The sequence below is a fragment of the Bradyrhizobium ingae genome (assembly GCF_055791185.1).
On record NZ_JBVUBB010000008.1, the window covers coordinates 37,934 to 59,894 of the forward strand.

23 protein-coding genes are annotated in these 21,961 nt (G+C 64.1%); 15 read left to right on the forward strand and 8 right to left on the reverse strand.

All coding sequences use genetic code 11. The features are described 5' to 3' along the window. Positions 1 to 6: 6 nt before the first annotated feature. The 4 genes from ACV1FX_RS14470 to ACV1FX_RS14485 all read left to right on the forward strand — a co-directional run bounded on the left by ACV1FX_RS14470 (position 7) and on the right by ACV1FX_RS14485 (position 4,075). Positions 7 to 624, forward strand: coding sequence for an urease accessory protein UreE (locus ACV1FX_RS14470; RefSeq protein ID WP_473118233.1), 618 nt, complete (start codon positions 7 to 9; stop codon positions 622 to 624). Then, positions 605 to 1,333, forward strand: a complete 729-nt coding sequence (locus tag ACV1FX_RS14475; protein WP_473118450.1) for an urease accessory protein UreF — start codon at positions 605 to 607, stop codon at positions 1,331 to 1,333. The genes ACV1FX_RS14470 and ACV1FX_RS14475 overlap by 20 nt, the downstream gene beginning before the upstream one ends. 165 nt (positions 1,334 to 1,498) lie before the next feature. After that, on the forward strand, positions 1,499 to 2,122 hold the full coding sequence (ureG, locus tag ACV1FX_RS14480) for an urease accessory protein UreG (RefSeq protein ID WP_473118234.1): 624 nt from the start codon (positions 1,499 to 1,501) through the stop codon (positions 2,120 to 2,122). 294 nt (positions 2,123 to 2,416) lie between these two features. Further along, the gene (locus ACV1FX_RS14485; RefSeq protein ID WP_473118235.1) at positions 2,417 to 4,075 is read left to right on the forward strand and encodes a CHASE domain-containing protein; all 1,659 of its coding nucleotides are present in this window, start codon (positions 2,417 to 2,419) and stop codon (positions 4,073 to 4,075) included. Between the two features lie 200 nt (positions 4,076 to 4,275). On the opposite strand, the gene ACV1FX_RS14490 is transcribed toward ACV1FX_RS14485, so the two are convergent. After that, the gene (locus ACV1FX_RS14490; protein WP_027521710.1) at positions 4,276 to 4,824 is read right to left on the reverse strand and encodes a sigma-70 family RNA polymerase sigma factor; all 549 of its coding nucleotides are present in this window, start codon (positions 4,822 to 4,824) and stop codon (positions 4,276 to 4,278) included. Then, entirely contained in the window at positions 4,824 to 5,054 is a 231-nt protein-coding gene (locus ACV1FX_RS14495) for a NepR family anti-sigma factor (RefSeq protein WP_473118236.1), read from the reverse strand. Before ACV1FX_RS14495 ends, ACV1FX_RS14490 begins: the two co-directional genes overlap by 1 nt. Positions 5,055 to 5,262: 208 nt before the next feature. On the opposite strand from ACV1FX_RS14495, the gene ACV1FX_RS14500 reads away from it, so the two are divergent. From ACV1FX_RS14500 to ACV1FX_RS14510, 3 genes are all read left to right on the forward strand, one after another. Continuing rightward, on the forward strand, positions 5,263 to 6,069 hold the full coding sequence (locus ACV1FX_RS14500; protein WP_473118237.1) for a response regulator: 807 nt from the start codon (positions 5,263 to 5,265) through the stop codon (positions 6,067 to 6,069). 175 nt (positions 6,070 to 6,244) lie between these two features. Beyond that, positions 6,245 to 6,859, forward strand: coding sequence for a nuclear transport factor 2 family protein (locus ACV1FX_RS14505; RefSeq protein ID WP_473118238.1), 615 nt, complete (start codon positions 6,245 to 6,247; stop codon positions 6,857 to 6,859). Between the two features lie 364 nt (positions 6,860 to 7,223). After that, positions 7,224 to 7,613, forward strand: coding sequence for a hypothetical protein (locus ACV1FX_RS14510; protein ID WP_473118239.1), 390 nt, complete (start codon positions 7,224 to 7,226; stop codon positions 7,611 to 7,613). A 23-nt stretch (positions 7,614 to 7,636) separates the two neighbouring features. Here ACV1FX_RS14510 and ACV1FX_RS14515 read toward each other — a convergent pair whose 3' ends face one another. From ACV1FX_RS14515 to ACV1FX_RS14525, 3 genes are all read right to left on the reverse strand, one after another. Continuing rightward, positions 7,637 to 8,095 carry a hypothetical protein gene (locus ACV1FX_RS14515; protein WP_473118240.1) on the reverse strand — a complete coding sequence of 153 codons (459 nt, stop codon included), beginning with the start codon at positions 8,093 to 8,095 and terminating at the stop codon, positions 7,637 to 7,639. A gap of 33 nt (positions 8,096 to 8,128) precedes the next feature. Next, complete coding sequence (locus tag ACV1FX_RS14520; protein ID WP_473118241.1) at positions 8,129 to 8,494, reverse strand: ElaB/YgaM/YqjD family protein; 366 nt, start codon at positions 8,492 to 8,494, stop codon at positions 8,129 to 8,131. 77 nt (positions 8,495 to 8,571) lie between these two features. Continuing rightward, positions 8,572 to 9,684: an AI-2E family transporter gene (locus ACV1FX_RS14525; RefSeq protein ID WP_473118242.1), complete on the reverse strand. Its 1,113-nt coding sequence runs from the start codon at positions 9,682 to 9,684 to the stop codon at positions 8,572 to 8,574. Positions 9,685 to 9,898: 214 nt separating this feature from the next. Here ACV1FX_RS14525 and ACV1FX_RS14530 point away from each other — a divergent pair, with 214 nt between their 5' ends. The 3 genes from ACV1FX_RS14530 (at position 9,899) to ACV1FX_RS14540 (ending at position 11,654) form a co-directional block, all read left to right on the forward strand. After that, on the forward strand, positions 9,899 to 10,720 hold the full coding sequence (locus tag ACV1FX_RS14530) for a L,D-transpeptidase (RefSeq protein WP_473118243.1): 822 nt from the start codon (positions 9,899 to 9,901) through the stop codon (positions 10,718 to 10,720). A gap of 1 nt (position 10,721) precedes the next feature. Beyond that, positions 10,722 to 11,369 (forward strand): DUF2865 domain-containing protein, encoded by a 648-nt coding sequence (locus ACV1FX_RS14535; RefSeq protein ID WP_473118244.1) that lies wholly within the window; start codon positions 10,722 to 10,724, stop codon positions 11,367 to 11,369. Positions 11,370 to 11,498: 129 nt separating this feature from the next. Next, complete coding sequence (locus tag ACV1FX_RS14540; RefSeq protein ID WP_275510615.1) at positions 11,499 to 11,654, forward strand: Thivi_2564 family membrane protein; 156 nt, start codon at positions 11,499 to 11,501, stop codon at positions 11,652 to 11,654. An 86-nt stretch (positions 11,655 to 11,740) separates the two neighbouring features. On the opposite strand, the gene ACV1FX_RS14545 is transcribed toward ACV1FX_RS14540, so the two are convergent. The 3 genes from ACV1FX_RS14545 to cysD all read right to left on the reverse strand — a co-directional run bounded on the left by ACV1FX_RS14545 (position 11,741) and on the right by cysD (position 16,989). Beyond that, positions 11,741 to 13,906, reverse strand: coding sequence for a malate synthase G (locus ACV1FX_RS14545; protein ID WP_473118245.1), 2,166 nt, complete (start codon positions 13,904 to 13,906; stop codon positions 11,741 to 11,743). A gap of 349 nt (positions 13,907 to 14,255) precedes the next feature. Further along, positions 14,256 to 16,172, reverse strand: coding sequence for an adenylyl-sulfate kinase (gene cysC, locus ACV1FX_RS14550; RefSeq protein ID WP_473118246.1), 1,917 nt, complete (start codon positions 16,170 to 16,172; stop codon positions 14,256 to 14,258). Positions 16,173 to 16,194: 22 nt separating this feature from the next. After that, positions 16,195 to 16,989, reverse strand: a complete 795-nt coding sequence (gene cysD / locus ACV1FX_RS14555; protein ID WP_473118247.1) for a sulfate adenylyltransferase subunit CysD — start codon at positions 16,987 to 16,989, stop codon at positions 16,195 to 16,197. 244 nt (positions 16,990 to 17,233) lie between these two features. On the opposite strand from cysD, the gene cysG reads away from it, so the two are divergent. From cysG to ACV1FX_RS14580, 5 genes are read left to right on the forward strand one after another with little or no spacing between them, the layout of a single operon-like run. Continuing rightward, positions 17,234 to 18,661, forward strand: a complete 1,428-nt coding sequence (cysG, locus tag ACV1FX_RS14560; RefSeq protein ID WP_473118248.1) for a siroheme synthase CysG — start codon at positions 17,234 to 17,236, stop codon at positions 18,659 to 18,661. Next, complete coding sequence (locus ACV1FX_RS14565; RefSeq protein WP_473118249.1) at positions 18,658 to 18,975, forward strand: DUF2849 domain-containing protein; 318 nt, start codon at positions 18,658 to 18,660, stop codon at positions 18,973 to 18,975. Before cysG ends, ACV1FX_RS14565 begins: the two co-directional genes overlap by 4 nt. Positions 18,976 to 18,986: 11 nt before the next feature. Then, a complete protein-coding gene (locus ACV1FX_RS14570) occupies positions 18,987 to 20,642 on the forward strand; it encodes a nitrite/sulfite reductase (protein ID WP_473118250.1) in 1,656 nt (551 codons plus the stop codon). Next, the gene (locus ACV1FX_RS14575) at positions 20,629 to 21,144 is read left to right on the forward strand and encodes a DUF934 domain-containing protein (protein WP_473118251.1); all 516 of its coding nucleotides are present in this window, start codon (positions 20,629 to 20,631) and stop codon (positions 21,142 to 21,144) included. Before ACV1FX_RS14570 ends, ACV1FX_RS14575 begins: the two co-directional genes overlap by 14 nt. Then, on the forward strand, positions 21,141 to 21,872 hold the full coding sequence (locus tag ACV1FX_RS14580; protein WP_473118252.1) for a phosphoadenylyl-sulfate reductase: 732 nt from the start codon (positions 21,141 to 21,143) through the stop codon (positions 21,870 to 21,872). The genes ACV1FX_RS14575 and ACV1FX_RS14580 overlap by 4 nt, the downstream gene beginning before the upstream one ends. Positions 21,873 to 21,961 lie beyond the last annotated feature (89 nt).

Genomic DNA, 21,961 nt, shown 5'->3' on the forward strand with positions numbered 1-21,961 from the left:
AGCAGCATGATCCGGGCGACACAGGTCAAGGGACAACACCGCTTCACGGAAGCCGCGGCGGATACCGTCGTGCTCGATTTCGACGACCGGCATCGCCGCCGCATGGCGATGACCGGCACCCGCGGCCTTCAATTCCTGCTCGATTTGGAAAACGCCATCGCGCTGCGCGGCGGCGATGCCCTGGTGCTGGAGGATGGCCGGCTGGTCGAGGTGGTCGCGGCTCCAGAGCCGCTGCTCGAGATCCGCGGCAACGATCCGCACCATCTCATCCGCGTCGCCTGGCATCTCGGCAACCGGCACCTGCCGACGCAGATCATGGCGAAAAGCCTGCGTATCCGAAAGGATCACGTCATCGAGGCGATGGTGAAGGGTCTCGGCGCGCGGGTGATCGAGATCGAGGCTCCTTTCGATCCCGAAGGCGGTGCCTATGCCGATGCCGGCCACGCGCATGCTGATGATCATGGGCATGAGGACCATGCGCATCACCACGATCATGACCATCATCGCCATGATCATCACGGTCATGAGCATCACGGTCATGAGCATCACCATCATCACCACGACGAGCATTGCGACCATCCCGACCATCATCAGGACCACGGCCATGCTCATGACCACAAATGAGCCGGTCGACGCCGGTCGCCTGACGGAACGCGAGGCGGCGGCGCTGTACCGGCTGATGACGTGGTTGTCGCCGGCATTCCCCGTCGGCGGCTTTTCCTACTCCAGCGGCATCGAATGGGCGGTGGAGGCGGGCGACATCACCGATACGGCGACGCTCGCGAACTGGCTCGACGCGATGCTCGGTGATGGCGCAGGCTTTTGCGACGCCACCTTCCTGGTGCAGGCGTTTCGCGCGGCGGAGGTGGGCGATGAGGCTCATTTGCGCGAAGTTGCGGAGCTTGCCGCGGCCTTCGTACCCTCGCGCGAGCGGCAGCTCGAGACCAGCGCGCAGGGGCGCGCCTTCATCGACATCGCGCGCGCGGCCTGGAATGCGGACGGGCTCGACGCGATGGTCACGGCCTGCGCGGGGCCGCTGGTCTATCCCGTCGCGGTCGGCGTGGTCGCAAGCGCCCATGGCGTCGGGCTCGAGCCGACGCTGCACGCCTTTTTGCATGCGCTGGTCTCGAACTGGATTTCGGCGGCGAGCCGGCTGATCCCGCTCGGCCAGACCGACAGCCAGCGCGTGCTCGCCGCCCTGGAGGGCGCCGTGGCCGTGACCGCCGCGCGCGCGTTGAGCGCGACCTTGGACGATCTCGGCAGCGCCACGTTCCGCGCCGATCTCGCAAGCCTGCGGCACGAGACCCAATATACGCGGCTGTTCAGGTCGTGAGAGCTGCGGCAGACTCCGTCGTCGTCCTGGCGAAAGCCAGGACCCGTAACCACAAATGCGCGTGGCTATGGCCGGAGGTGGCCTCAGTTTGCCGCAACGATACAATTCGGTGGTAATGGGTCCTGGCCTTCGCCAGGACGACGATACAAGGAAAGTGCAATCGATATGTCGAAGTCTCACGGCCCCCTGCGTGTCGGTGTCGGCGGTCCCGTCGGATCGGGCAAGACGGCGCTGATGGACCTGCTCTGCAAGTCCATGCGCGAGCGCTATGACATCGCGGCGATTACCAACGACATCTACACCAAGTGGGATGCGGAATATCTGGTGCGCTCGGGCTCGCTGACGCCGGACCGCATCGCCGGCGTCGAGACCGGCGGCTGCCCGCATACCGCGATCCGCGAGGACGCTTCGATGAATCTGGCGGCGGTTGCCGATATGCGCGCGAAATTTCCCGGACTCGACCTGGTGCTGATCGAATCCGGCGGTGACAATCTTGCTGCCACTTTTTCCCCGGAGCTCGCCGACATCACCATCTATGTCATCGACGTGGCCGCGGGTGACAAGATCCCCTCCAAGGGCGGACCGGGCATCACGCGCTCCGACCTCCTGGTCATCAACAAGATCGACCTTGCACCGCATGTGGGCGCCTCGCTGGAGAAGATGCAGACCGATGCCAAGCGGATGCGGGGCGAGCGGCCTTTCGTCATGACCAACCTGAAGAAGAGCGAGGGGCTCGACCGCATCATCGGCTTCATCGAGGCCAAGGGCGGGTTGAAAAGGGCGGGTTGAAGGGAGCCGTGCGCGCGGCGACAGGAAACGGTCTGACACGACCCGTTAATATCTGCGGCAAAATGCGTCTCGGCGGAACCAAACTTCGCCATGGTGATTAACTTACTTCGGTGCCCGGAGCGCTGAAGCCTCGGCTGGCGGGTTAAGCATTCCGGTCAACCCAAGTTGCGTCCCGATGGCTCCTCCTTCATTATCGCTTTCCGTGGGGTTTCACTCTCTTTCGGCAATTGGCCGTTCGAGCGGCGTTCAGATGCTCCGTGTTATTCGCCAGCCTCTCACCTTCTGAGTAAACGAGTGGTTCGGCTGGGATTCATCATCGGTTTTATCGCGCTGCTCGGGATACTGCTCTCCGGGCTCGCGGCCTATCGCGTCCACGATCAGGAGCTGGCGATCGATCGTATCGCGCTGGCCCGCGCGATCGACGTTCATGCGAGCCTGGTGCAGGACCGCCTGACCGAGCGCGAGCTTCTGGCGCGTGTCGCCTCCGGCCTGTTCCGCACGCCCGCCGTCATCAAGCCAAACATGCTGGAGCCGCTGCGCTCGGCCATCTACGCCTTCAAGACCGATTTCGTGGTCGCCTCCTGGATCGCCCGGCTCAAGCCGGCCGAACTGAGCGCGGCGCAGATGGCACTCAGCTCCGCCGGCTTTCCCAATTCGAGCATTCGCAACTACGACGATACGCCGCTCGACACCACGAAGGTCACCCAGCCGATCGACGTGCTGATGGATCTCGAGCCGCGCAGCGAGGAGACCAAGGCGCTGCCCGGCCGCAGCTACGATCAGGACGGCGTGCGCGGCGCGATGCTGGCGCGGGCCATGGCCGAGAAGAAGTCGGTCGCCTCCGATCCGGTGCCGCTGCTTCGTTCGAACGGCCCGATGGGCATCATCGTGGCCGCGCCCGTCATTCCGGAAGGGGCGACGGAGCCGGCCGGGTTCATCACGTTTTCCTACGAACTCGCCTCCTTGATGCTGACCAATGACGACATGTCGCTGTTCTCGGTCGCATTGCGCGACCCGCGCGCGACGGGTGGCGAGCTGATCGCCAACGATCAGGGCGTCGTCAGCGCGCGGGCCATTTCACAGGATGGTCCACAACCCTCCGCGACGCGCACGGTCAGCTTCGGCGGCCGCGACTGGCAGCTCAGCTACTTCGCCAAGACCAATTCGGCGCGGCGCGCCGAGCAGACCGCCGTCATCGTCGCGGCGATCGGCTTTGCCATCACGGCGATGGTATGCGGCCTGTTCGGTTACGTCGCTTACAACAACTTAAGGCTCAGCCGCGAAATCCAGGTTCGGATTGGTTTCGAGCGCCGGCTGACGGCTGTCATCGACGAGCTGAATCACCGCGTGAAGAACATTCTGGCGGTGATCCAGTCGATCGTGACGCGCACGCTGCGCCACGGTTCCGACATCGACGTCGCGCGTGAATTGTTGATCGGGCGCATTCATGCGATGTCCAACGTGGTTTCGCTGCTCAGCGAAAGCCAGTGGCAGGGCGTCAAGCTGAAAGGCCTGTTCGAAGCGCGAGCCATTCCGCATGCCGATCGCATCGCCATCAGCGGGCCCGACATCGCGGTCAGCGCGCGCGCCGCGCAGAGCCTGTCGTTGCTGTTCTTCGAGCTCGCCTCGCATTCCGACGAGGGCCTGTCGCTGGTCGGCAAGCATCCGCATATCACCGCGAACTGGACGGTGACGGGTGAGGAGCCCGACACGGTCTTCCATTTCCGCTGGGAGGAGTTCAACACCAGCGAGGCGACGCGGCGCACCGATTCGGATTTCGGCCTGATCCTGCTCGACCGCGTTGCGCCCGAAGCGCTCGGCGGCACCGCCAAGCGCTACTTCACCGATGCGTCCTACGTCTATGAACTGACCGCGCCGATGGAGACCGTCGTCGACATGACCGAGCGCGACCGTACGGAAAAATTTTCCGCGCCGGTCAGGCCGGTGCGCTGAAGTCGTGGTGCGCGCTGCTCTTTCCTTCTCCCCTTGCGGGAGAAGGTGGCGCAAAGCGCCGGATGAGGGGTTCTATCCGCGAATCCAAATCGACAGATTTGCGCGCTGAGAGAGACATCGCACTTCATTCGCGCGCGTCAAGGCGGCCACGGAAGTGGCCGCCTTTCCTTACTTCACCATTCCGGCCGAAGCTGTGTCCGTCAGCCGCCGCTGCCGCCGATCACGGCGCGTACGGTCTCATCGGGGCCGAAATCTTCGGCGCCGTCGACATACAGCAGTGCTGCGAGCTTCGAACGCGCGCGGTTGACGCGGCTCTTGATGGTGCCGACCGCGCAGCCGCAGATCGAGGCCGCGTCCTCGTAGGAGAAACCGGACGCACCGACGAGGATCAGCGCTTCGCGCTGGTCCTGCGGCAGCTTGTCGAGCGCTGCGCGAAACTCCTCGAACTCGAGATGCGCATTCTGCGACGGCTGGGTCTTCAGCGTCTTGGCATAGTTGCCTTCAGCATCCTCCACCTCCCGCCGCCGCTTGCGATAGTCGGAGCGGAACAGGTTGCGCAGGATGGTGAACAGCCAGGCCGGCAGGTTCGAACCGGGCTGGAACGAGTCGATGTTGGCGAGTGCACGCAACAACGTCTCCTGGACCAGATCGTCGGCACGGTCGGCATTGCCGCTCAGTGAGATGGCGAACGCGCGCAGGCTTGGAACTGCCGCCAGGATGTCGTCGCGCAGGGATTCCGTGAGAGGCATTAGTCCCTCCCATTGTTGTCGTTGGATCCCCCATTGGTTTGATCTTGGGGTGTCCCTCCCGGCGTATCAAGCTTCTTGATCAGCTCGGCGAACCGCTCGGGAACCCCCTGCCGCACGACGTCGTCGTACATGGCGCGCAATTGATGGCCGATCCGGGACTGGATTTCCGGTGTCAGCCCTCCCTTGCCGGGGGTCGTGTTTCTGCTGGCTTGAGATTTGAGATCTTTCATGACCTGTTCCACGTTTCCCCGAGTTAAGTCACTGTCAAATCGAGAAATTTTCTCAACCGGGAGCCGTTCCCTAGAATGGCCTAATGCGAAGTTGCACAAAAAGTTCCAGCCATTCCGGAACTTTTCTGTGGCTGAAGCGTAGTCACGCCAGCGGGGGAACCCGGGCCGCCCCTGACCGATGTCTGGCCCGAAGACGAATGGAGTGGGGATGTCCCGTTCACAGCTTGTTGCTGAACACTTGCCGTTGTTGCGCCGGTACGCGCGTGCCCTGACGGGCAGCCAGCCGTCCGGCGACGCCTATGTCGCAGCCATGTTGGAAGCCATGCTCGGGGATCCGGCGATGCTCGACGAGAGCCACGGACCGCGCGCCGGCCTGTTTCGGCTGTTCACCCAGATCTGGAATTCCGTCTCGCTCAATGATGATGCGGAGGTGACGACGCTGCCGATGCCGCCGGAGCGGCGGCTGTCGAACATCACGCCGCTGCCGCGCCAGGCCTTCCTGTTGCTGTCGCTCGAGGGATTTTCGGAGGAGGAAGTCGCCTTCATCCTCAGCACCGACGTTGGTGAGACGCGCAGGCTCGCGGACGCCGCGGGCCGCGAGATGGCGGCGGAGATCGCAACCGACGTGCTGATCATCGAGGACGAGACCTTCATCGCCATGGACCTCGAGAGCCTCGTGAAGAATCTCGGGCACAACGTGGTAGGCGTTGCCCGCACCCATGCGGATGCGGTGGCGCTCGCGAAGAACAAGCGGCCTGGCCTGATCCTCGCCGACATCCAGCTCGCCGACGGCTCCTCCGGTCTCGATGCAGTCAACGAGCTCCTGCGCAGCTTCGAAGTGCCGGTGGTGTTTATCACCGCTTACCCCGAGCGCTTCCTCACCGGCGAGCGGCCGGAGCCGGCATTCCTGATCTCAAAGCCGTTCCAGCCCGCGATGGTCTCGGCAGTGGCGAGCCAGGCGCTGTTCTTCCAGCGCAACTCGCGCAACCGCGCGCCGAAGGCGCCCGCGGCGTAGAGAAAGCGCCCGCGGCATAAGACACAGAACGTAGCGACGTACTGATCCGGCGCGCCGACCAGGGGCGCCGGATTTTTGTTGTTCGCCCGGCGCGCTTGACGGCCGCGGAATTCGTCCTCCATAGGTGATGGAAACGGTCGCGAGGGCGGCCGTGATCTGTCCGGAGAATTTGCCCATGCTCGATCAGGCGCAGCTCGATCGTCTCGCCATCCGCGATCTCCTCGAGAACTGGGTGGTCTGGCGCGACGCCGGGGACTGGGAGCGCTTTGCCACCGTCTGGCACGCGGAGGGGTGGATGTCGGCGACCTGGTTTCAGGGACCGGCGGCGGAGTTCATCCGGGTCAGCCGCGAAGGCTTTGCCAAGGGCGTGCGCATCCTGCACTTCCTCGGTGGCACCAGCATCGATCTCGCCGGCGATCGCGCCTTCGCGCAGACCAAGATGACGATTTCGCAGCGGGCGCCGGTCCACGACGTCGTCTGCGACGTGGTCTGCACCGGGCGCTTCTACGACTTCCTGGAGAAGCGGCAGGGCCAATGGGGCATCGTTCGTCGTCAGCCGATCTATGAAAAGGACCGGCTCGATCCGGTCGATCCCGCCGCGGTCCTCCGGCTCGACGCCGAGCGTCTGGCTGCGCTTCCCGAAGGCTACCGTCACCTCGGCTACATGCAGGAGTTGATTGGCTACAAGGTCAAGCGCGACATGCCGGGCCTGATCGGCGCCGAGGTCGAGAAGCTCTATGGGGAAGGGCGGGAGTGGCTCACCGGCAAGGCCGCGTGGGCCGTCACCTGAGAAGGGTGGCATAAGGCCAAGCAGCCGACAGAAGCCGCAGCAATTTCTGTCACCAAGCGTGGGCGGAGTGTGCGCGGACCTGCCGCAGAAAAAAGTAAGGCGCGACTGGCATCACCACAGTCGCGCCCTACGTCGCCGGTTTATGGGGCAGGGGGGAATAACCGGCTGCCATGATGACTCCGGCGCGCGAGAGTCGTTCCAGAGCGCTGCAAATTATTTTTCCAGAGCGCTGCAAATTATTTTTGATGCCGCGCTTCCGGCTGTCTCTTTTTCGCACACGGTTAAGTGATCGTAACGCCTGAGAACCCCGGACATTCCGACAGCGTTGTTCCAGCGATCGCCATGGGGCGAGGGACGAACAATCATGTCACAGATCAGCAGAGCGTTTTTGAGCGCGGTCGCCATCTCGCTGACGCTTGGTGCCGTGCAACTGGCGTCCGGCCATGATCTCGCCGATCGCTGGCAGGCCGTCGCCGACAAGCCGAGCCACGTCGTCAATCGCGCCGGTAAGGCGGACCGCATCGCCGATCCGCGGCCCGCGGCCGTTCCGACCCGCACCGTGTCGATGCGCCTCAACGATCTCGCCGATACGTCAGTGCTCCTGCGTGTTCCCGCGACGATCGAGACCGGCAGTGCCAAGTCGCCGGTGTTGCTGCAAAGGCAGGGGCGCAAGCCTACTGTCGCCTGCGAACCCGTCGTCAGCTCGCTGACCGAAGTCGCAAAGCTGCTCCAGCCCGGCCGCTGCGTAACCTGATCAGTTTGAATTTTACTCGATAATTACTCGGCCGGCTCAGGCGAGGCATCCTCTTCGGATGTCCCGGCCCGGCTTGCCATGATCCCGAGCGCCACGCCCCCGATCGCAAGGATGGGAAGCAGCCGTTTGACGCCGATGGCGCGGACGATCTGCAAGCCGGTGGCGATCAGCATCGGATCGGAAAGCATGCTCTGCGCTGCGGATCGCGCGGCTTTTTCCGCAGCCTGTCGCGCGCGCTTCTCGGTCTGTTTCTTGTAGGCGAGGTAGCTTCCCGCCGCAGCAAGCGTGAGCAGGAAGAAAACGCCGGCGCCGGCGAGGCAGGCCTGCACCGGGCCATAGTTCTGCAGCACCAGGATGAAGACTGCGGCGCAGAGAAACGCCGTGGTGATGAAGAGCGCAAGCGCTGCCGCTGCCGCCAGTGAGGTCAGTCGCAGGGTTGCCCCGGTCGAGGCGCTGATGCCGTCGATCATCCGCTGAAACATCGCCCTCGCTCCTCAATCCCCCTCCGCCAGCGTTTAGCGGCGCCAGGCAATGCCGATCAGGAAGCCGATACCGAGCGCCAGGCCCACGGTCGCGAGCGGACGCTGCGTGATGGCATCCTCGAGCGTTTCCTCCAGCGAGGACGCTGCGTCCTGCGCCGCATCCATCATCGCGCTGCCGCGCTCGGAGGCGTCATCCATCGCCGAATCCATCTGCTGGCGCGCCTGCTTGTAGCCGCGCCGGGCCTGCTTGCCCGCGGAGTTGGCAAAGGTGTTGAGGGCATCTGTGATCTGTTCGGTGAGGGCGGCGATATCATTTTTCACGGCTAGGACATCCTTTTCGAGGCGTTCGCGGGTGGCCTTGTCGGTCCAGTCTTTCATCCCTGTTTCGGCATTTGACATCGAAAGCTCCGGATCGTTGGCAGTGAGCTAGCCGGGAAACGTTCCGCCGTGACGGAAGTTCCCGTTTCGGAAACCGCTCAGTCGCCTGGCAGTTGAGGCGCATCGGGGGGAGCCAGATGCTCCTTCAGGATCAGTGCGACGATCAGAAGCGGCGACGACAGGAATGCGCCCATCGGGCCCCACAGCCAGGTCCAGAAAGCGAGCGCGAGAAATACGGCCAGCGCATTCAGTGCCAGCCGCCGGCCAATGATGGTGGGCGTGACGAAATGTCCCTCCAGGAAGGTGAGGCCGCCGAAGGCGAGTGCTGCCATCAATCCGCTACCGAGCGTCGGAAAGGCGATCAGGCCAACCACGACCAGCACGACGAACATGGCGATCGGTCCGATGATGGGGATGAAGTTCAGCGTCGCGGCCAGCGCACCGAGCCCGGCAGGATTGGGCATGCCGGTCAGCGCACAGACGACGCCGGTGGCGATGCCGACGCCGACATTGATGACCGTGACCGTCAAGAGATAGTTGCCGAGATGGACTTCGATCTCGTTGAGGATTCGCAGCGTGCGCAGTCGCGCGTCGCGATCGCCGAAGGTCATGATCAGGGCGCGCCTCAGTTCGCGCCAACTCGCGATGAACAGGATCAGGGTCGCGAAGAACAGCAGGAATTCGGTGAAGGTCGGCGACAGGAATTCAAGGGTCGGCTGCACCCATTCGAATTTCGGCATCTGAAAGCTCGGCAGGCCTTCCGAGCCGCCGACCATCACTTGCAGCTCCTGCCACAGCGCGAGCGGCCGGTCGAAGAAATGCAGCTTGTCCTTGAGCCGCGCGCCGAGCTCCGGCAGGCGCATGCTCCATTCCATGACCGGCGAAGCGATCAGAGCGACGACGAAGGTGACCATCGCAGTGACCGTGACCACGATCAGCACCGCCGCCAGCGCGCGTGGCACCCCTCGTCGCTCGAGAAATGTTGCCGCCGGCGACAGCATCGTGCCGGTGACGAAGGCCATTATCACGGGAAGGAAGAACGGCCTGCCGACATAAAGCACTGCGACGACCGCGATCAGAAGCATACAAGCGAGCGAGAAGGCAACGAATTCGGTGCGCCGGATCACCGGCGGCAGGTCGCTCTTGCTGTCGGGAAGTGGTGTGCCTTCGCTGTCTTTGGAGAGTAGACGTTCACTGGGAAGGACGCGCACAGCCATTCTCCCGCACGGAGCTCACGCTTCGCGCGCGTAAGACTGCTGAAGAACGTGGCTCGGATGGGAAAAGTTCCATCGCGGATTCGTGAAGTTGCCTTCGCTTGACTGTGAACCGCCGGCGGCAACAACGCGCGGAACTTGAGTCGTTGCAACCGCGTTTGTTTCACACTGCGCATCACCCAGATGCGTTTCGATTCAAACGGGGCAGCACATGACACAGTTATCTGCATCCCACCGCCGGCGTTTGCCGCGCGCCTTCACCACGTTTGCCTTTGCGACAGCATTGCTGACGATGCCGCTCGGCGCTGCAAGCGCGCAGACGTTCGGCTTTGCGCCGATGCAACAGCAGGCCTTTCCGCAAGGCTATGCGCAAGGCCAAGGTTATGTGCAAGGTTATGCGCCCGAGCAGCCGCAGGCCTCGGACGATGCGGTTACCTCGGACGATTCCGTGCTGCCCGAGCGGCTGCGCCGGCAGATCGTCGGCTTCGACGGCAGCCAGCCGGCGGGCACCATCGTGATCGACACCGGTAATACCGTGCTCTACTACGTGCTCGGCCAGGGGCGTGCGATCCGCTACGGCGTCGGCGTCGGGCGCGACGGCTTCACCTGGTCAGGCGTGCAGTCGATCAGCCGCAAGGCGGAATGGCCGGACTGGCATCCGCCGACGGAGATGATCGCGCGCCAGCCCTACCTGCCACGCTTCGTCGCCGGCGGTCCCGGCAATCCGCTCGGCGCGCGTGCGATGTATCTCGGAGCAAGCGAGTATCGCATCCATGGCACCAATGACCCGACCACGATCGGAAAGTTCGTGTCCTCCGGCTGCATCCGCATGACCAATGAGGACGTCGTCGACCTCTTCAACCGGGTCAATATCGGTACCAGGGTCGTGGTGCTCCCGAAGAACGCGCCGCTGCTGGCGCGCGGCGGCGATCAGTCGCGCAAGCCCGCGCATCCGGTCGCGCCGACGCTGACCTCCGGACGCCAGGCGCTCAATCTTTCGCCCGTCTCCCTGAACAGTTCGGCGCCGAGGTAGCATGATCGGGCATTCGACAGGCAAACTAACGGGCGGAGCGGTCATCTTTCTGTTCGCTTCGCTCAGCCTCGAGCTGACGTCGTCTGCACGCGCGGAAGATTTTCTCTCGGCGCTGTTCGGCGCGTTCGGTGCCCGGCCGCCGCCACAGATCAGGATGCCGTTCCCCACCGACGACATGCCGCGCTACGAGGCGCCGCGGCCGCGCTCCTACGGCGGCGGACAGGCTTGGTGCGTGCGCACATGCGACGGACGCCACTTCCCCGCACAGGGCAACGACAGCGAAAGCAAGGCGCAGAGCTGCAACAGCTTCTGCCCCACAGCCGAGACCACGCTGGTCTATGGCAGCGAGATCGACGACGCGGTCACGGAGAGCGGACAGGACTATGCCGACCTGCCGAATGCCTACCGCTATCGCAACGAGCTGGTCGCGGGCTGTACCTGCAACGGCAAGGATTCCGTCGGCCTTGCCGCGGTCAAGGTCACGGACGATCCGACCTTGCGCAAGGGCGATATCGTCGCCAGCCCCGGTGGATTGGTGGTCGCCAATCGCAATGCCAACGACCGGCACGGCGTCGCCATGAACTTCTCGCCACTGCCGGAGTCCATGCGGGCGAAATTCCGCCACTTGCCGGTGGTCGCGCGGGAGTGAGGCTGCTTCCACATCGCGAGCGGCCTTTTGCAAATGCATATTTGCGAGAGGTTTTAACGGGTTGCCTGATTGGAACAGCGGCGAGGGGTGCTGCGTTGGGAGTTCGTTAGCAAAACAGGGGGCCTTCCGATGCTCGTCGGCGTACTCGTCACCTTTCTGGTCGTCATCCTCGTTCTTTATCTGATCAATATGCTGCCGATCGACGGTCGCGCCAAGCAGATCGCGCGCGTCATCGTCATCATCATCGGCATCGTCTCGCTGCTGAAATATCTCGCGGTGTTTTAGGCCGGAGCCCTAGCGGCTGCAGGCCAAACAAAAACAAAAAGCCCCGGCGAGTGCCGGGGCTTTCGGTGCTTCGAATGCTGTGGCTATCAGCCTGCGGCCTTGGCCTCGCGGCGGCGCGCGGTCAGGATGTACTCGGTATAGCCGTTGGGCTGCGTGCGGCCCTTGAACACGAGGTCGCAGGCGGCCTTGAAGGCGACGCCATCGAATGACGGCGCCATCGGCTTGTAGATTGCGTCACCGGCATTCTGCTTGTCGACGACGACGGCCATGCGCTTGAGCGACTCCATCACCTGCGCTTCGGTGATGACGCCCTGGTGTAGCCAGTTGGCGAGATGCTGGCTGGAGATGCGCAAGGTGGCGCGGTCTTCCATCAGGCCGACATCGTGGATGTCAGGCACCTTGGAGCAGCCGACGCCCTGATCGATCCAGCGCACGACATAACCGAGGATACCCTGGCAGTTGTTGTCGATCTCCTGCTTGACGTCATCGGGCGCCCAGTTCGACTTCGATACCGGAATGGTGAGGATGTCGGACAGCTTTGCGCGCGGCCCGCCCTTGGTCAGCTCCTGCTGGCGCGCGATGACATTGACCTGATGGTAGTGCAGCGCGTGCAGCGTCGCTGCCGTGGGCGAGGGCACCCAGGCGGTGGTGGCGCCGGCCTGCGGATGCGCGAGCTTCTGTTGCAGCATGTCCGCCATCTTGTCGGGCGCGGCCCACATGCCCTTGCCGATCTGGGCGTGGCCGGGCAGGCCGTCGATCAGGCCCATGTCGACGTTCCAGTCCTCATAGGCCTTGATCCACGCTTGCGCCTTCATCTCGTTCTTGCGGATCATCGGGCCCGCTTCCATCGAGGTATGGATCTCGTCGCCGGTACGGTCGAGGAAACCGGTATTGATGAAGACGATGCGCTTGGAGGCCTGCTGGATGCAGGCCTTGAGGTTGACGGTGGTGCGCCGCTCCTCATCCATGATGCCGACCTTGAGCGTGTTCTCCGGCAGTGCCAGCATTTTCTCGACACGGCCGAAGATCTCGCAGGTCAGCGCCACCTCGTCGGGGCCGTGCATCTTCGGCTTGACGATGTAGACCGAGCCGGTGCGGCTGTTCTTGCTGTTGGACAGACCCTTGAGGTCATGGATCGCAAGCAGGCCGGTGACGGCGGCATCGAGCAGGCCTTCCGGAATCTCCTCGCCCGCCTCGTCGAGCACCGCGTCGGTGAACATGTGGTGACCGCAATTGCGGATCAGCAGCAGGCTGCGGCCGTGCAGCTTCACGTCGCCCTTGCCGTCCGGCGTCTTGTAGCTGCGGTCGGTGTTGAGCGCGCGGGTCAGCGTCTTGCCGCCCTTCTCGAAATCCGCCGACAGCGTGCCGTTCATCAGCCCGAGCGTATTGCGGTAGATGAGCACCTTGTCCTCGGCATCGACCGCGGCGACGGAGTCTTCCATGTCGAGAATGGTGGAGACGGCTGCCTCCATGATCATGTCGGCAACCCCGGCTGGATCGTCCTTGCCGATCGTGTTGCTGCGGTCGATCTTCACCTCGACATGCAGGCCGTTGTTGACGAGCAGCACCGCGGACGGCGCCGCTGCATCACCCACGTAGCCCGCGAACTGCGCGGCGTTCTTCAGCGCGGTGGCGTTGCCGCTCTTCAGCTTCACCGCGAGTTGGCCAGCGACCACGCTATACGCGGTGACGTCGGTGTGGCTGCCGGTCGCGAGCGGCACGGCGGCATCGAGGAAGGCTTTTGCTTTCGCAATCACCTTGTCGCCGCGCGCCTTGCTGTAGCCCTTGGCCGTATCGCTCGCATCATGGGCAATGGCATCGGTGCCGTAGAAGGCATCATAGAGCGACCCCCAGCGCGCATTCGCCGCGTTCAGCGCATAGCGCGCATTGGTGAGGGGCACGACGAGCTGCGGGCCGCAGATCTTGCCGATCTCCTCGTCGACATTGGTCGTCTCGACCTTCTGCGTCGCGGGCTCGGGCAGCAGATAGCCGATCTCCTTCAGGAAGGCGGTGTAGGCGTTGATGTCGATCGGCTTGCCTTTGTTCGCGCGATGCCAGTCGTCGATCTTGGCCTGAAGTGCATCGCGGACCGCGAGCAGCGCGCGGTTCTTGGGACCCAGCTCCTTCACGATCGCGGCAAGCCCGGCCCAGAACGCGTCCGGCGCGATCCCGGTCTTCGGGGCCGCTTCCTTCGCGACGAAGTCGAAGAGAACAGGGGCGATCTTCAAACCATGGGCGTCGTGGCGTTTCATGAGGGGCTTTCTCGTTGGAAATGGCGTTTTTTGGCTGGTTTCAGGCTCGAAAGCAGCAAAATGCGTCCGCCAGAGGCGGTTTTCGGGCCCCTATTAGCCTCAAAACCAGGGCCGTGAGAAGGCCCCTAAAGGTCTGTCAAAATGTCAAGAAGAGGTGGGGAGGCAACCCCAGGAGTCGTCCCGGCGAAAGCCAGGACCCCTGCGCGCGCTCGTCGCGATTACCCCAGGGAGCAGTTTGGCGAACACTCGTTGTTCGGTACGGCCACCGAGCTCCAAGGATAGATCACGCGGTATCGGTCCTGGCTTTCGCCAGGACCGATACCGAGGATGTGGCGCAGTAATCGACCGCTCAAATATTCGCGGCGAGGTCGACGACCTCGTCGAACAGCACGCCGCTTGCCTTCAGCATCTGTTCGATCGCGTCGGTCGCGTCCGCAACCGAACGCGTCGAGGTGTCGATGGTCAGCTCGGCACCTTGCGGCGGCTGATAGTCGTTGCCGATGCCGGTGAAGGATTGAAGCGCGCCGGAGCGGGCCTTGGCATAGTGGCCCTTGGGATCGCGGCTCTCACAGACTTCAGCGGGCGTCGCGACGTAGATCTCGCGGAACGTCGTGTCGGCGATGCGGCGTGCCGTGGCGCGGTCCTCGCGCGCGGGCGAGACCGCTGCGACGATCGCGATATGGCCATTGCGGGCCAGATGCGTCGCGACTTCCGCAAGCCGCCGGATGTTCTCGCTGCGATCGGCGGCGGAGAAGCCGAGATCGCTGTTCAAGCCGGCGCGCAGCGTGTCGCCGTCGAGCAGGATCGGCGAACCGCCAATGGTGAAGAGGCGCCGTTCCAGTGCTCTTGCCAGCGTCGACTTGCCGGAGGCGGGAAGGCCGGTGAGCCAGACCACCGCGCCGTTGTGCTGGTAGCGCGCGGAGCGCTCGTCAGGACGGAGTGCAGATTCCACCGGCACGATGTCGACGGGCACGGCGCGCTGGCCGGCGTCGACCGACAGCACGAGGCCGCCGCCGGCGATGCGCCCGGACACCTCGATCACGAGGCGCCCGGTGCGCGGGTTCTCGGTATAGGGATCGGTGGCAATCGGATTCGAAAGCGAGATGTCGATCTCGCCGACATGGTTGCGGCCGATCGCCTTGTTCTCGCTGCTTTCGAGCTCGCCGGGATCGACTGCCTTCTCGATCGCAACCACCGTTGCGCGGCTTTCCTTCGGTCCGCAGCGCACCAGCAGCTGGTCGCCCTTGGCGAGCGGCTTGTCGTGCAGCCAGAAGATGCGCGCGCGCAGGCGGCGTGTCTCGCGTGGAGCTGTACCCGCATGCGCGATGATGTCGCCACGCTCGATGAACAGCTCGCGGTCGAGCGTGATGCCGACCGAGCGGCCCGCGCCTTGCCGAGCGGCGACGGGCGTCACCGGCCAGCTCTCGACGGTCTTGATCTTGGCGATCTTGCCGGCCGGCATGATCACGATCTCGTCGCCGGCAACCAGGCTGCCGGACTCGATGCGGCCTGCAACGATGCGGCGGTCGTCGAACTTGTAGATCGCCTGCACGGGCAGCCGCAGCGCGAGCGCCTCCAGCGGCCGCGCCGGCTCGAGCCGGTCCAGCGCCTCGACCACGGTCGGGCCCTTGTACCAGCCGATGCGATCGGTACGTTCCGCGACGCCGTCGCCATCGCGCGCCGAAATCGGGATCACGGCCGTCGGCGTCACACCGAGGCCCTTCAGATGCGCCGAAATCTCGTCGCTGATCTCCTTGAAGCGGTCGGCGCTGAAATCGACGCGGTCCATCTTGTTGACGACGATCGCGACCTGCTTCACGCCGAGCAGATGCAGGAGATAGCCGTGCCGGCGGGTCTGGTCGCGCACGCCTTCGAGCGCATCGATGATCAGCACCGCGCCGTCGGCCTGCGAGGCGCCGGTGATCATGTTGCGCAGGAATTCGGCATGGCCCGGCGCGTCGATCAGGACGATGTCGCGCGAATTGGTCCGGAAGCGGATCTGCGTGGTGTCGATGGTGATGCCCTGATCGCGCTCGGTCTGCAGCGCGTCGAGCAGGAACGACCATTCGAAGGGCATGCCGCGCCGCGCGCTGACGGCCTTCAGCATCTCGAGCTTGCCCTCGGGCAGGCTGCCGGTCTCATGCAGCAGGCGGCCGACCAGCGTCGACTTGCCGTGATCGACATGGCCGACGATGACGATGCGGACCTGGGGGCGCGTCGTGCCGTTCGGAGTGGCTGGCGTAGCAGAAGTGACGAGCATGTTCATAGCCGCGTTGCGTCCTCAGGGATCAGAGATAGCCGGCGACGCGCAGGCGCTCGAAGGCGTCCTCGGTCTCGTGGTCGAGCGCACGGCCCGCGCGCTCCGGCACCTTGGTCTGTTCGAGCTCGATCAGGATCTCGTCGATGCTGGATGCCGTCGAAGCGACCGGATTGGTGATGTCCTGATCACCCAGCGAGCGATAGCGCTTGCCGTCCTTGGCGAGATAGAGCGGGATGATCGGGATGTTCTCGCGCTTGGTGTAGGCCCAGATGTCGGCCTCGGTCCAATGCAGGATCGGGTGGATGCGCAAGTGCGCGCCCTGCGGCGGCGATGCGTTGAAATGATCCCAGAACTCCGGCGGCTGGTCGCGCACGTCCCAATTGCCTTCTAGGCCGCGCGGTGAGAACACGCGCTCCTTGGCGCGGGTGGCTTCCTCGTCGCGGCGGATGCCAGCGATCAGGCCGTCAAAACCGTATTTGGCCAGCGCCATCTTGAGCCCTTCGGTCTTGCGCGCGGCCGAGCGCGCGGCGGGCGGCAGCGTCGGATCGACGGCATCGATGGGCGGGCAGGGTTCGACACGCAGGTCGAGCTCCCATTCCTTTCCGTAATGATCGCGGAAGCGATACATCTCCGGAAACTTCTTGCCGGTGTCGACATGCAGGGCGGGGAACGGCATCCGGCCGAAGAAGGCCTTCCGCGCCAGCCAGATCATGACGTTGGAGTCCTTGCCGAGCGACCACAGCAGGGCGATCTTCTTCAACCGGGCGAAGGCCTCGCGGAAGATATAGATGCTCTGTGCTTCGAGCTGGTCGAGATGGTCCATGCTGGGCGAAAGATCCGCAGAAAATTCTTGCGTGCCCACGCGCTTGATGAGGGCCGGGCTGCTCACTCCGACAGCTGCGGAATCGTCCTTGAGAAGATGCATCTCTGCCACTTTGCGTTTGGAGGCGAAAATTCTATAGTTGCGGTGCAGAAGAGAAGAAAAAATTTTCTCTTTGCGCGCTCGAAACGAGACATATATAGAAAATAATTCCAGTCAACCCCGTAATTGGGGAAGCGAGTACCGTATGCGCTTCTTGCCGGTGTTCCTCGATATCAAGACCGGTCCGGTGGTCCTCATCGGCGCTGGCGAGCTGCTGCGCGCCAAGTTGCGGGTGCTCGCGGCTGCCGGCGCGCGCATCCGCGTGCATGCGACGGACGGCAATGATGATCTGAGCGGCGTGAGTGCCGATGACGCGCAGCGCATTACCTTCGTCGACGGCGATCCGCTCGCTGCGGATCTTGCCGGCGTCATCGCCATAATCTGTGCGGGCGCAGGTGACATTGGTGTGGCGATGGCGGCGCGCGCGAAATCGCTCGGACTGCCCGTCAACGTCATGGACGATCTCGAGCATTCGAGCTTCATCTTCCCGGCGATCGTCGATCGCGGCGACGTCGTTGTCGCCGTCGGCACCGGCGGGGCCTCGCCGGTGGTGGCGCGACGTGTGCGCGAGAAGATCGAGGCGCTGCTGCCCGCCAGAATCGGCGAACTCGCCGAATTCATCGGCGGTTTCCGTAAGTCGATCCACGCGCGCATCGCCGAGTTTCCTCTGCGCCGCCGCTTCTGGGAGCGCGTGATCGACGGCCCGATCGGCGCCTTGGTGCTCGCGGGCCGCAGAAACGAGGCGGCCGCCGCGCTCGAGAAAATTTCGGACCCCACGGCGTTCGCGCTGGCCGACAAGCCTGCGGGCCATGTGGCGCTGGTCGGTGCCGGTCCCGGCGATCCCGATCTCCTCACCATCAAGGCGCTGCGCGCGCTGCAGGATGCCGACGTCGTTTTCTATGACGAGCTGGTGTCACCTGAAATTCTCGATCGCATCCGCCGCGACACGGCGCGCATTCCGGTCGGCCGCCGCGTCGGCAAGCCCGGCGTCGGCCAGGACGCGATCAACAAGCTGATGATCGAAGCGGCGCAATCCGGTCAGCGCGTGGTGCGCCTGAAGGGTGGTGATCCCTTCGTGTTCGGCCGCGGCGGCGAGGAGGTCGAAGCGTTGCGCGCGGCCGGCGTCGCCTATTCGATCGTGCCCGGTATCACTGCCGGCCTCGGGGCCGCTGCGGACTTCGAGGTGCCACTGACCTATCGTCACGAGGCGCTGCGCATCACCTTCCTCACCGCGCACAAGGCGCGCGACGCCGAAACCGTCGACTGGTCGACATTGACCGACACCAGGATGACCGTCGTCGTCTATATGGGCATGACCGCGGCGCCTTCGGTGCGCGAGGGGCTTCTGGCAGCCGGCCGTTCGCCGGAGACGCCGGTCGGCGTGTTCGCCCGTGTCACGCGCCCCGATGCGCAAGGCGCGATCGGCACGCTTGCCGAGCTGCCCGAGCTCGTCAAACGCCTCGACGGCGGTCCCGCCATTCTCGTCATCGGCGATGTGGTCCGGCATGCCGGGGCCTTTCGCCATCAATCCCCCAGGCAAATCATCTCTGAGCTATTGGAAGCTGCCCAATGACCTCTCCGCTTGAACAAAAGAAACTGAAGATCGCCGGCCCCTCGATCGTGACCGCCAACCGTACCTGGGACGGCATCGTGGTCTATCGTACCGCCGCCAAGAGCTGGTCTGAGGACCTGTCGGAAGCCGCGATCGTGCGCAACTCGGATGAGGCGAGGGCGTTGCTTGCAGAGTCGGTGGCTGATGACGTCGGCGCAGTCGGCGCGTATATCGCGCCTGTGCAGGTCGACGAGGAGGGCAAGATCCTCCCCGGAAACCTGCGCGAGCAGATCCGCCGCACCGGTGTGACCATCGGATCGCAGGCCCAGGTTTAAGGCATTCTCTGATGTACGCTTACGACGAAATCGACCGCACGCTGGTCAACGAGCGGGTCTCGGAATTTCGCGACCAGGTGAAGCGCCGCCTCTCCGGCGAGCTCACCGAGGACGAGTTCAAGATCCTTCGCCTGCAGAACGGCGTCTATCTGCAGCTGCACGCCTACATGTTCCGCGTCGCGATCCCCTACGGGACGCTGTCCTCGGAACAGTTGCGTCGGCTCGCCCATGTCGCGCGCAAATACGATCGCGGCTACGGCCATTTTACCACGCGCCAGAACATCCAGTTCAACTGGATCAAGCTGGCCGAGCTGCCGGATGCGCTGGCCGATCTTGCCGAAGTCGGCATCCATGCGATGCAGACCTCCGGCAACAACATGCGCAACGTCACCTCGGATCAGTGGGCCGGCGTCGCCCCGGGTGAGATCGAGGATCCCCGTATCTGGTCGGAGCTGATCCGCCAGCACACGACGCTGCATCCGGAATTCTCGTTCCTGCCGCGCAAGTTCAAGATCGCGATCACTGCGTCGGATCACGATCGCGCCGCGATCAAGATCCACGACATCGGCCTGCGCCTCGTCAAGAACGAGAAGGGCGAGACCGGCTTCGAGGTGCTGGTCGGCGGCGGGCTCGGCCGCACGCCGTTCATTGCCAAGACCATCAAGCACTTCGTGCACGGTCGCGATATCCTCAGCTACATCGAGGCGATCCTGCGCGTCTACAACCAGTACGGCCGCCGCGACAACATCTACAAGGCGCGCATCAAGATCCTCGTACACGAGCTCGGCATCGAGAAGTTTTCGCGCGAGGTCGAGGACGAGTGGCAGCACATCCGCAACTCCTCGCTCCAGATCGACGACAGCGTCATCGAGGACATCCGCTCCCGCTTCACTTATCCGGCTTACGAGAAACTGCCGCATATGCCGGACGAACTCCGTCAGGCCGCGGCCGATCCGGAGTTCGAGGCGTGGCGGAAGAACTCGGTCGCTCCGCACAAGGTCCAGGGCTACTCGATCGTCACGATCTCGCTGAAGCCGACGGGCGGACCTCCGGGCGATGCCACGGCCGAACAGATGGACGCGCTTGCCGATCTCGCCGATAAATATTCCTTCGGAGAGATCCGCGTCGGCCATGAGCAGAACCTGGCGCTGCCGCATGTCGCCAAGCGCGACCTGCCGGCGCTGTGGAAGGCGCTCGACAAGCTCGGGCTCGCCACGCCGAACGTCAACCTCATCACTGACATCATCGCCTGCCCGGGCCTTGATTATTGCTCGCTGGCGAACGCGCGCTCGATCCCGATCGCGCAGGAGTTGACGCGGCGCTTCGCCAATCACGAGCTCGCCAATTTGATCGGGCGGCTCCACATCAACATCTCCGGCTGCATCAATGCCTGCGGCCATCACCATGTCGGCCATATCGGCATTCTCGGCGTCGAGAAGAACGGCGAGGAGGTCTATCAGATCACCATCGGCGGCCGCGCCGACGAGAGCGCGGCGCTGGGGACCCTGATCGGGCCCGGCGTGAAGTTCGACGAGGTCGCCGACGTCATCGAGGATGTCGTCGAGGCTTATCTGGCGCTGCGCGAGCGGCCGGAAGAACTCTTTATCGATACCGTCAAGCGCCTCGGCGTCGAACCATTCAAGGAGCGGGTTTATGCCACTCGTTAAGGGCGGAAAGATCGTCGAGGATAGTTTCACCAAGCTCGACGTCGATGCGCCGCTGCCCGCCGCCGGCGACATCCTGGTGCCCGGCGATCGCTTCCTGAAGGATGCGGACGCCCTGCTCGCGCATCCCGGCAAGGTCGGCGTGCTCTGGCCGAACAATCGCGACATCGACGCGCTGGTGCCGTATCTCGGCAAGCTTGCCGCGGTCGCACTGGTGTTCCCGACCTTCCGCGACGGCCGCGCCTACAGCCAGTCGCGGCTGCTGCGCGAACGCCACGATTATCGCGGCGAGCTGCGCGCCACCGGTCAGGTGCTGCGCGACCAGTTCGTGTTCATGCTGCGCGCCGGCTTCGACAGCTTCGAGGTCAAGAAGCAGGCCGATGCGGAAGCCTTTACACAGACCGTGAAGCGCTATTCGGTGTTCTACCAGCCGACCGGCGATGGCCGTATCACGGCGCTGCATCGGCGCATGCAGCTGCGCCATTCGGAAGGTGTCGGCACATGAACGCGATCGCGCCCGGGGATTCATCGTCAGACGCGCTGGTGCTGCCATCGGTCGAGGAGCTCGATCGAGCGTTGCGCGATGCCTCCCCCGGAGAGGTCGTTGCTGCGGCGTTGAAGGTTGTGGGGCGCGAACGATTGGCGGTCGTGTCGTCGTTCGGCACGGAGTCGGCCGCGCTGCTCAAGGTGGTGGCCGACGTCGATCCGTCGATCCCGGTGGTCTTCCTCGATACCGGCTGGCTGTTCGAGGAGACGCTCGCCTATCGCGACGCGCTGATTGCGGCGCTCGGCCTGAAGGATGTGCGCTCGATCAAGCCTCTGGACGAGACGTTGACGCGCGAGGACCCTGACCGCGATCTCTGGTTTTCCGATCCCGACGCCTGCTGCCGCATTCGCAAGGTCGAGCCGCTGGCGCGGGCACTGAAACCTTTCGCCGCATGGATCAACGGCCGCAAGCGTTTTCAGGGCGGCGTGCGTGCCGAGATCCCGGTCGTCGAGGATGACGGCGCGCGATTGAAGTTCAATCCGTTCGCCAATGTCTCGCGCGATGACATCACGGCGATCTTCGCGCGTGCCAAATTGCCGCAGCATCCGCTTCAGGCCTCAGGTTTTCTTTCGGTTGGGTGTATGCCTTGCACCAGCCGTGCTGCCGAAGGCGAGGATGAGCGGGCCGGTCGCTGGCGCGGTCGCGCGAAGACAGAATGCGGCATCCACACGATGAAGATTTCGTAGCACAGCCGCGCTACATCGCCGCAAACAAGAAAATCCGGTTCCGTTGACTTAAGAGCGTTTCGACCCGAGTTATGCCCGCATGCCATCGA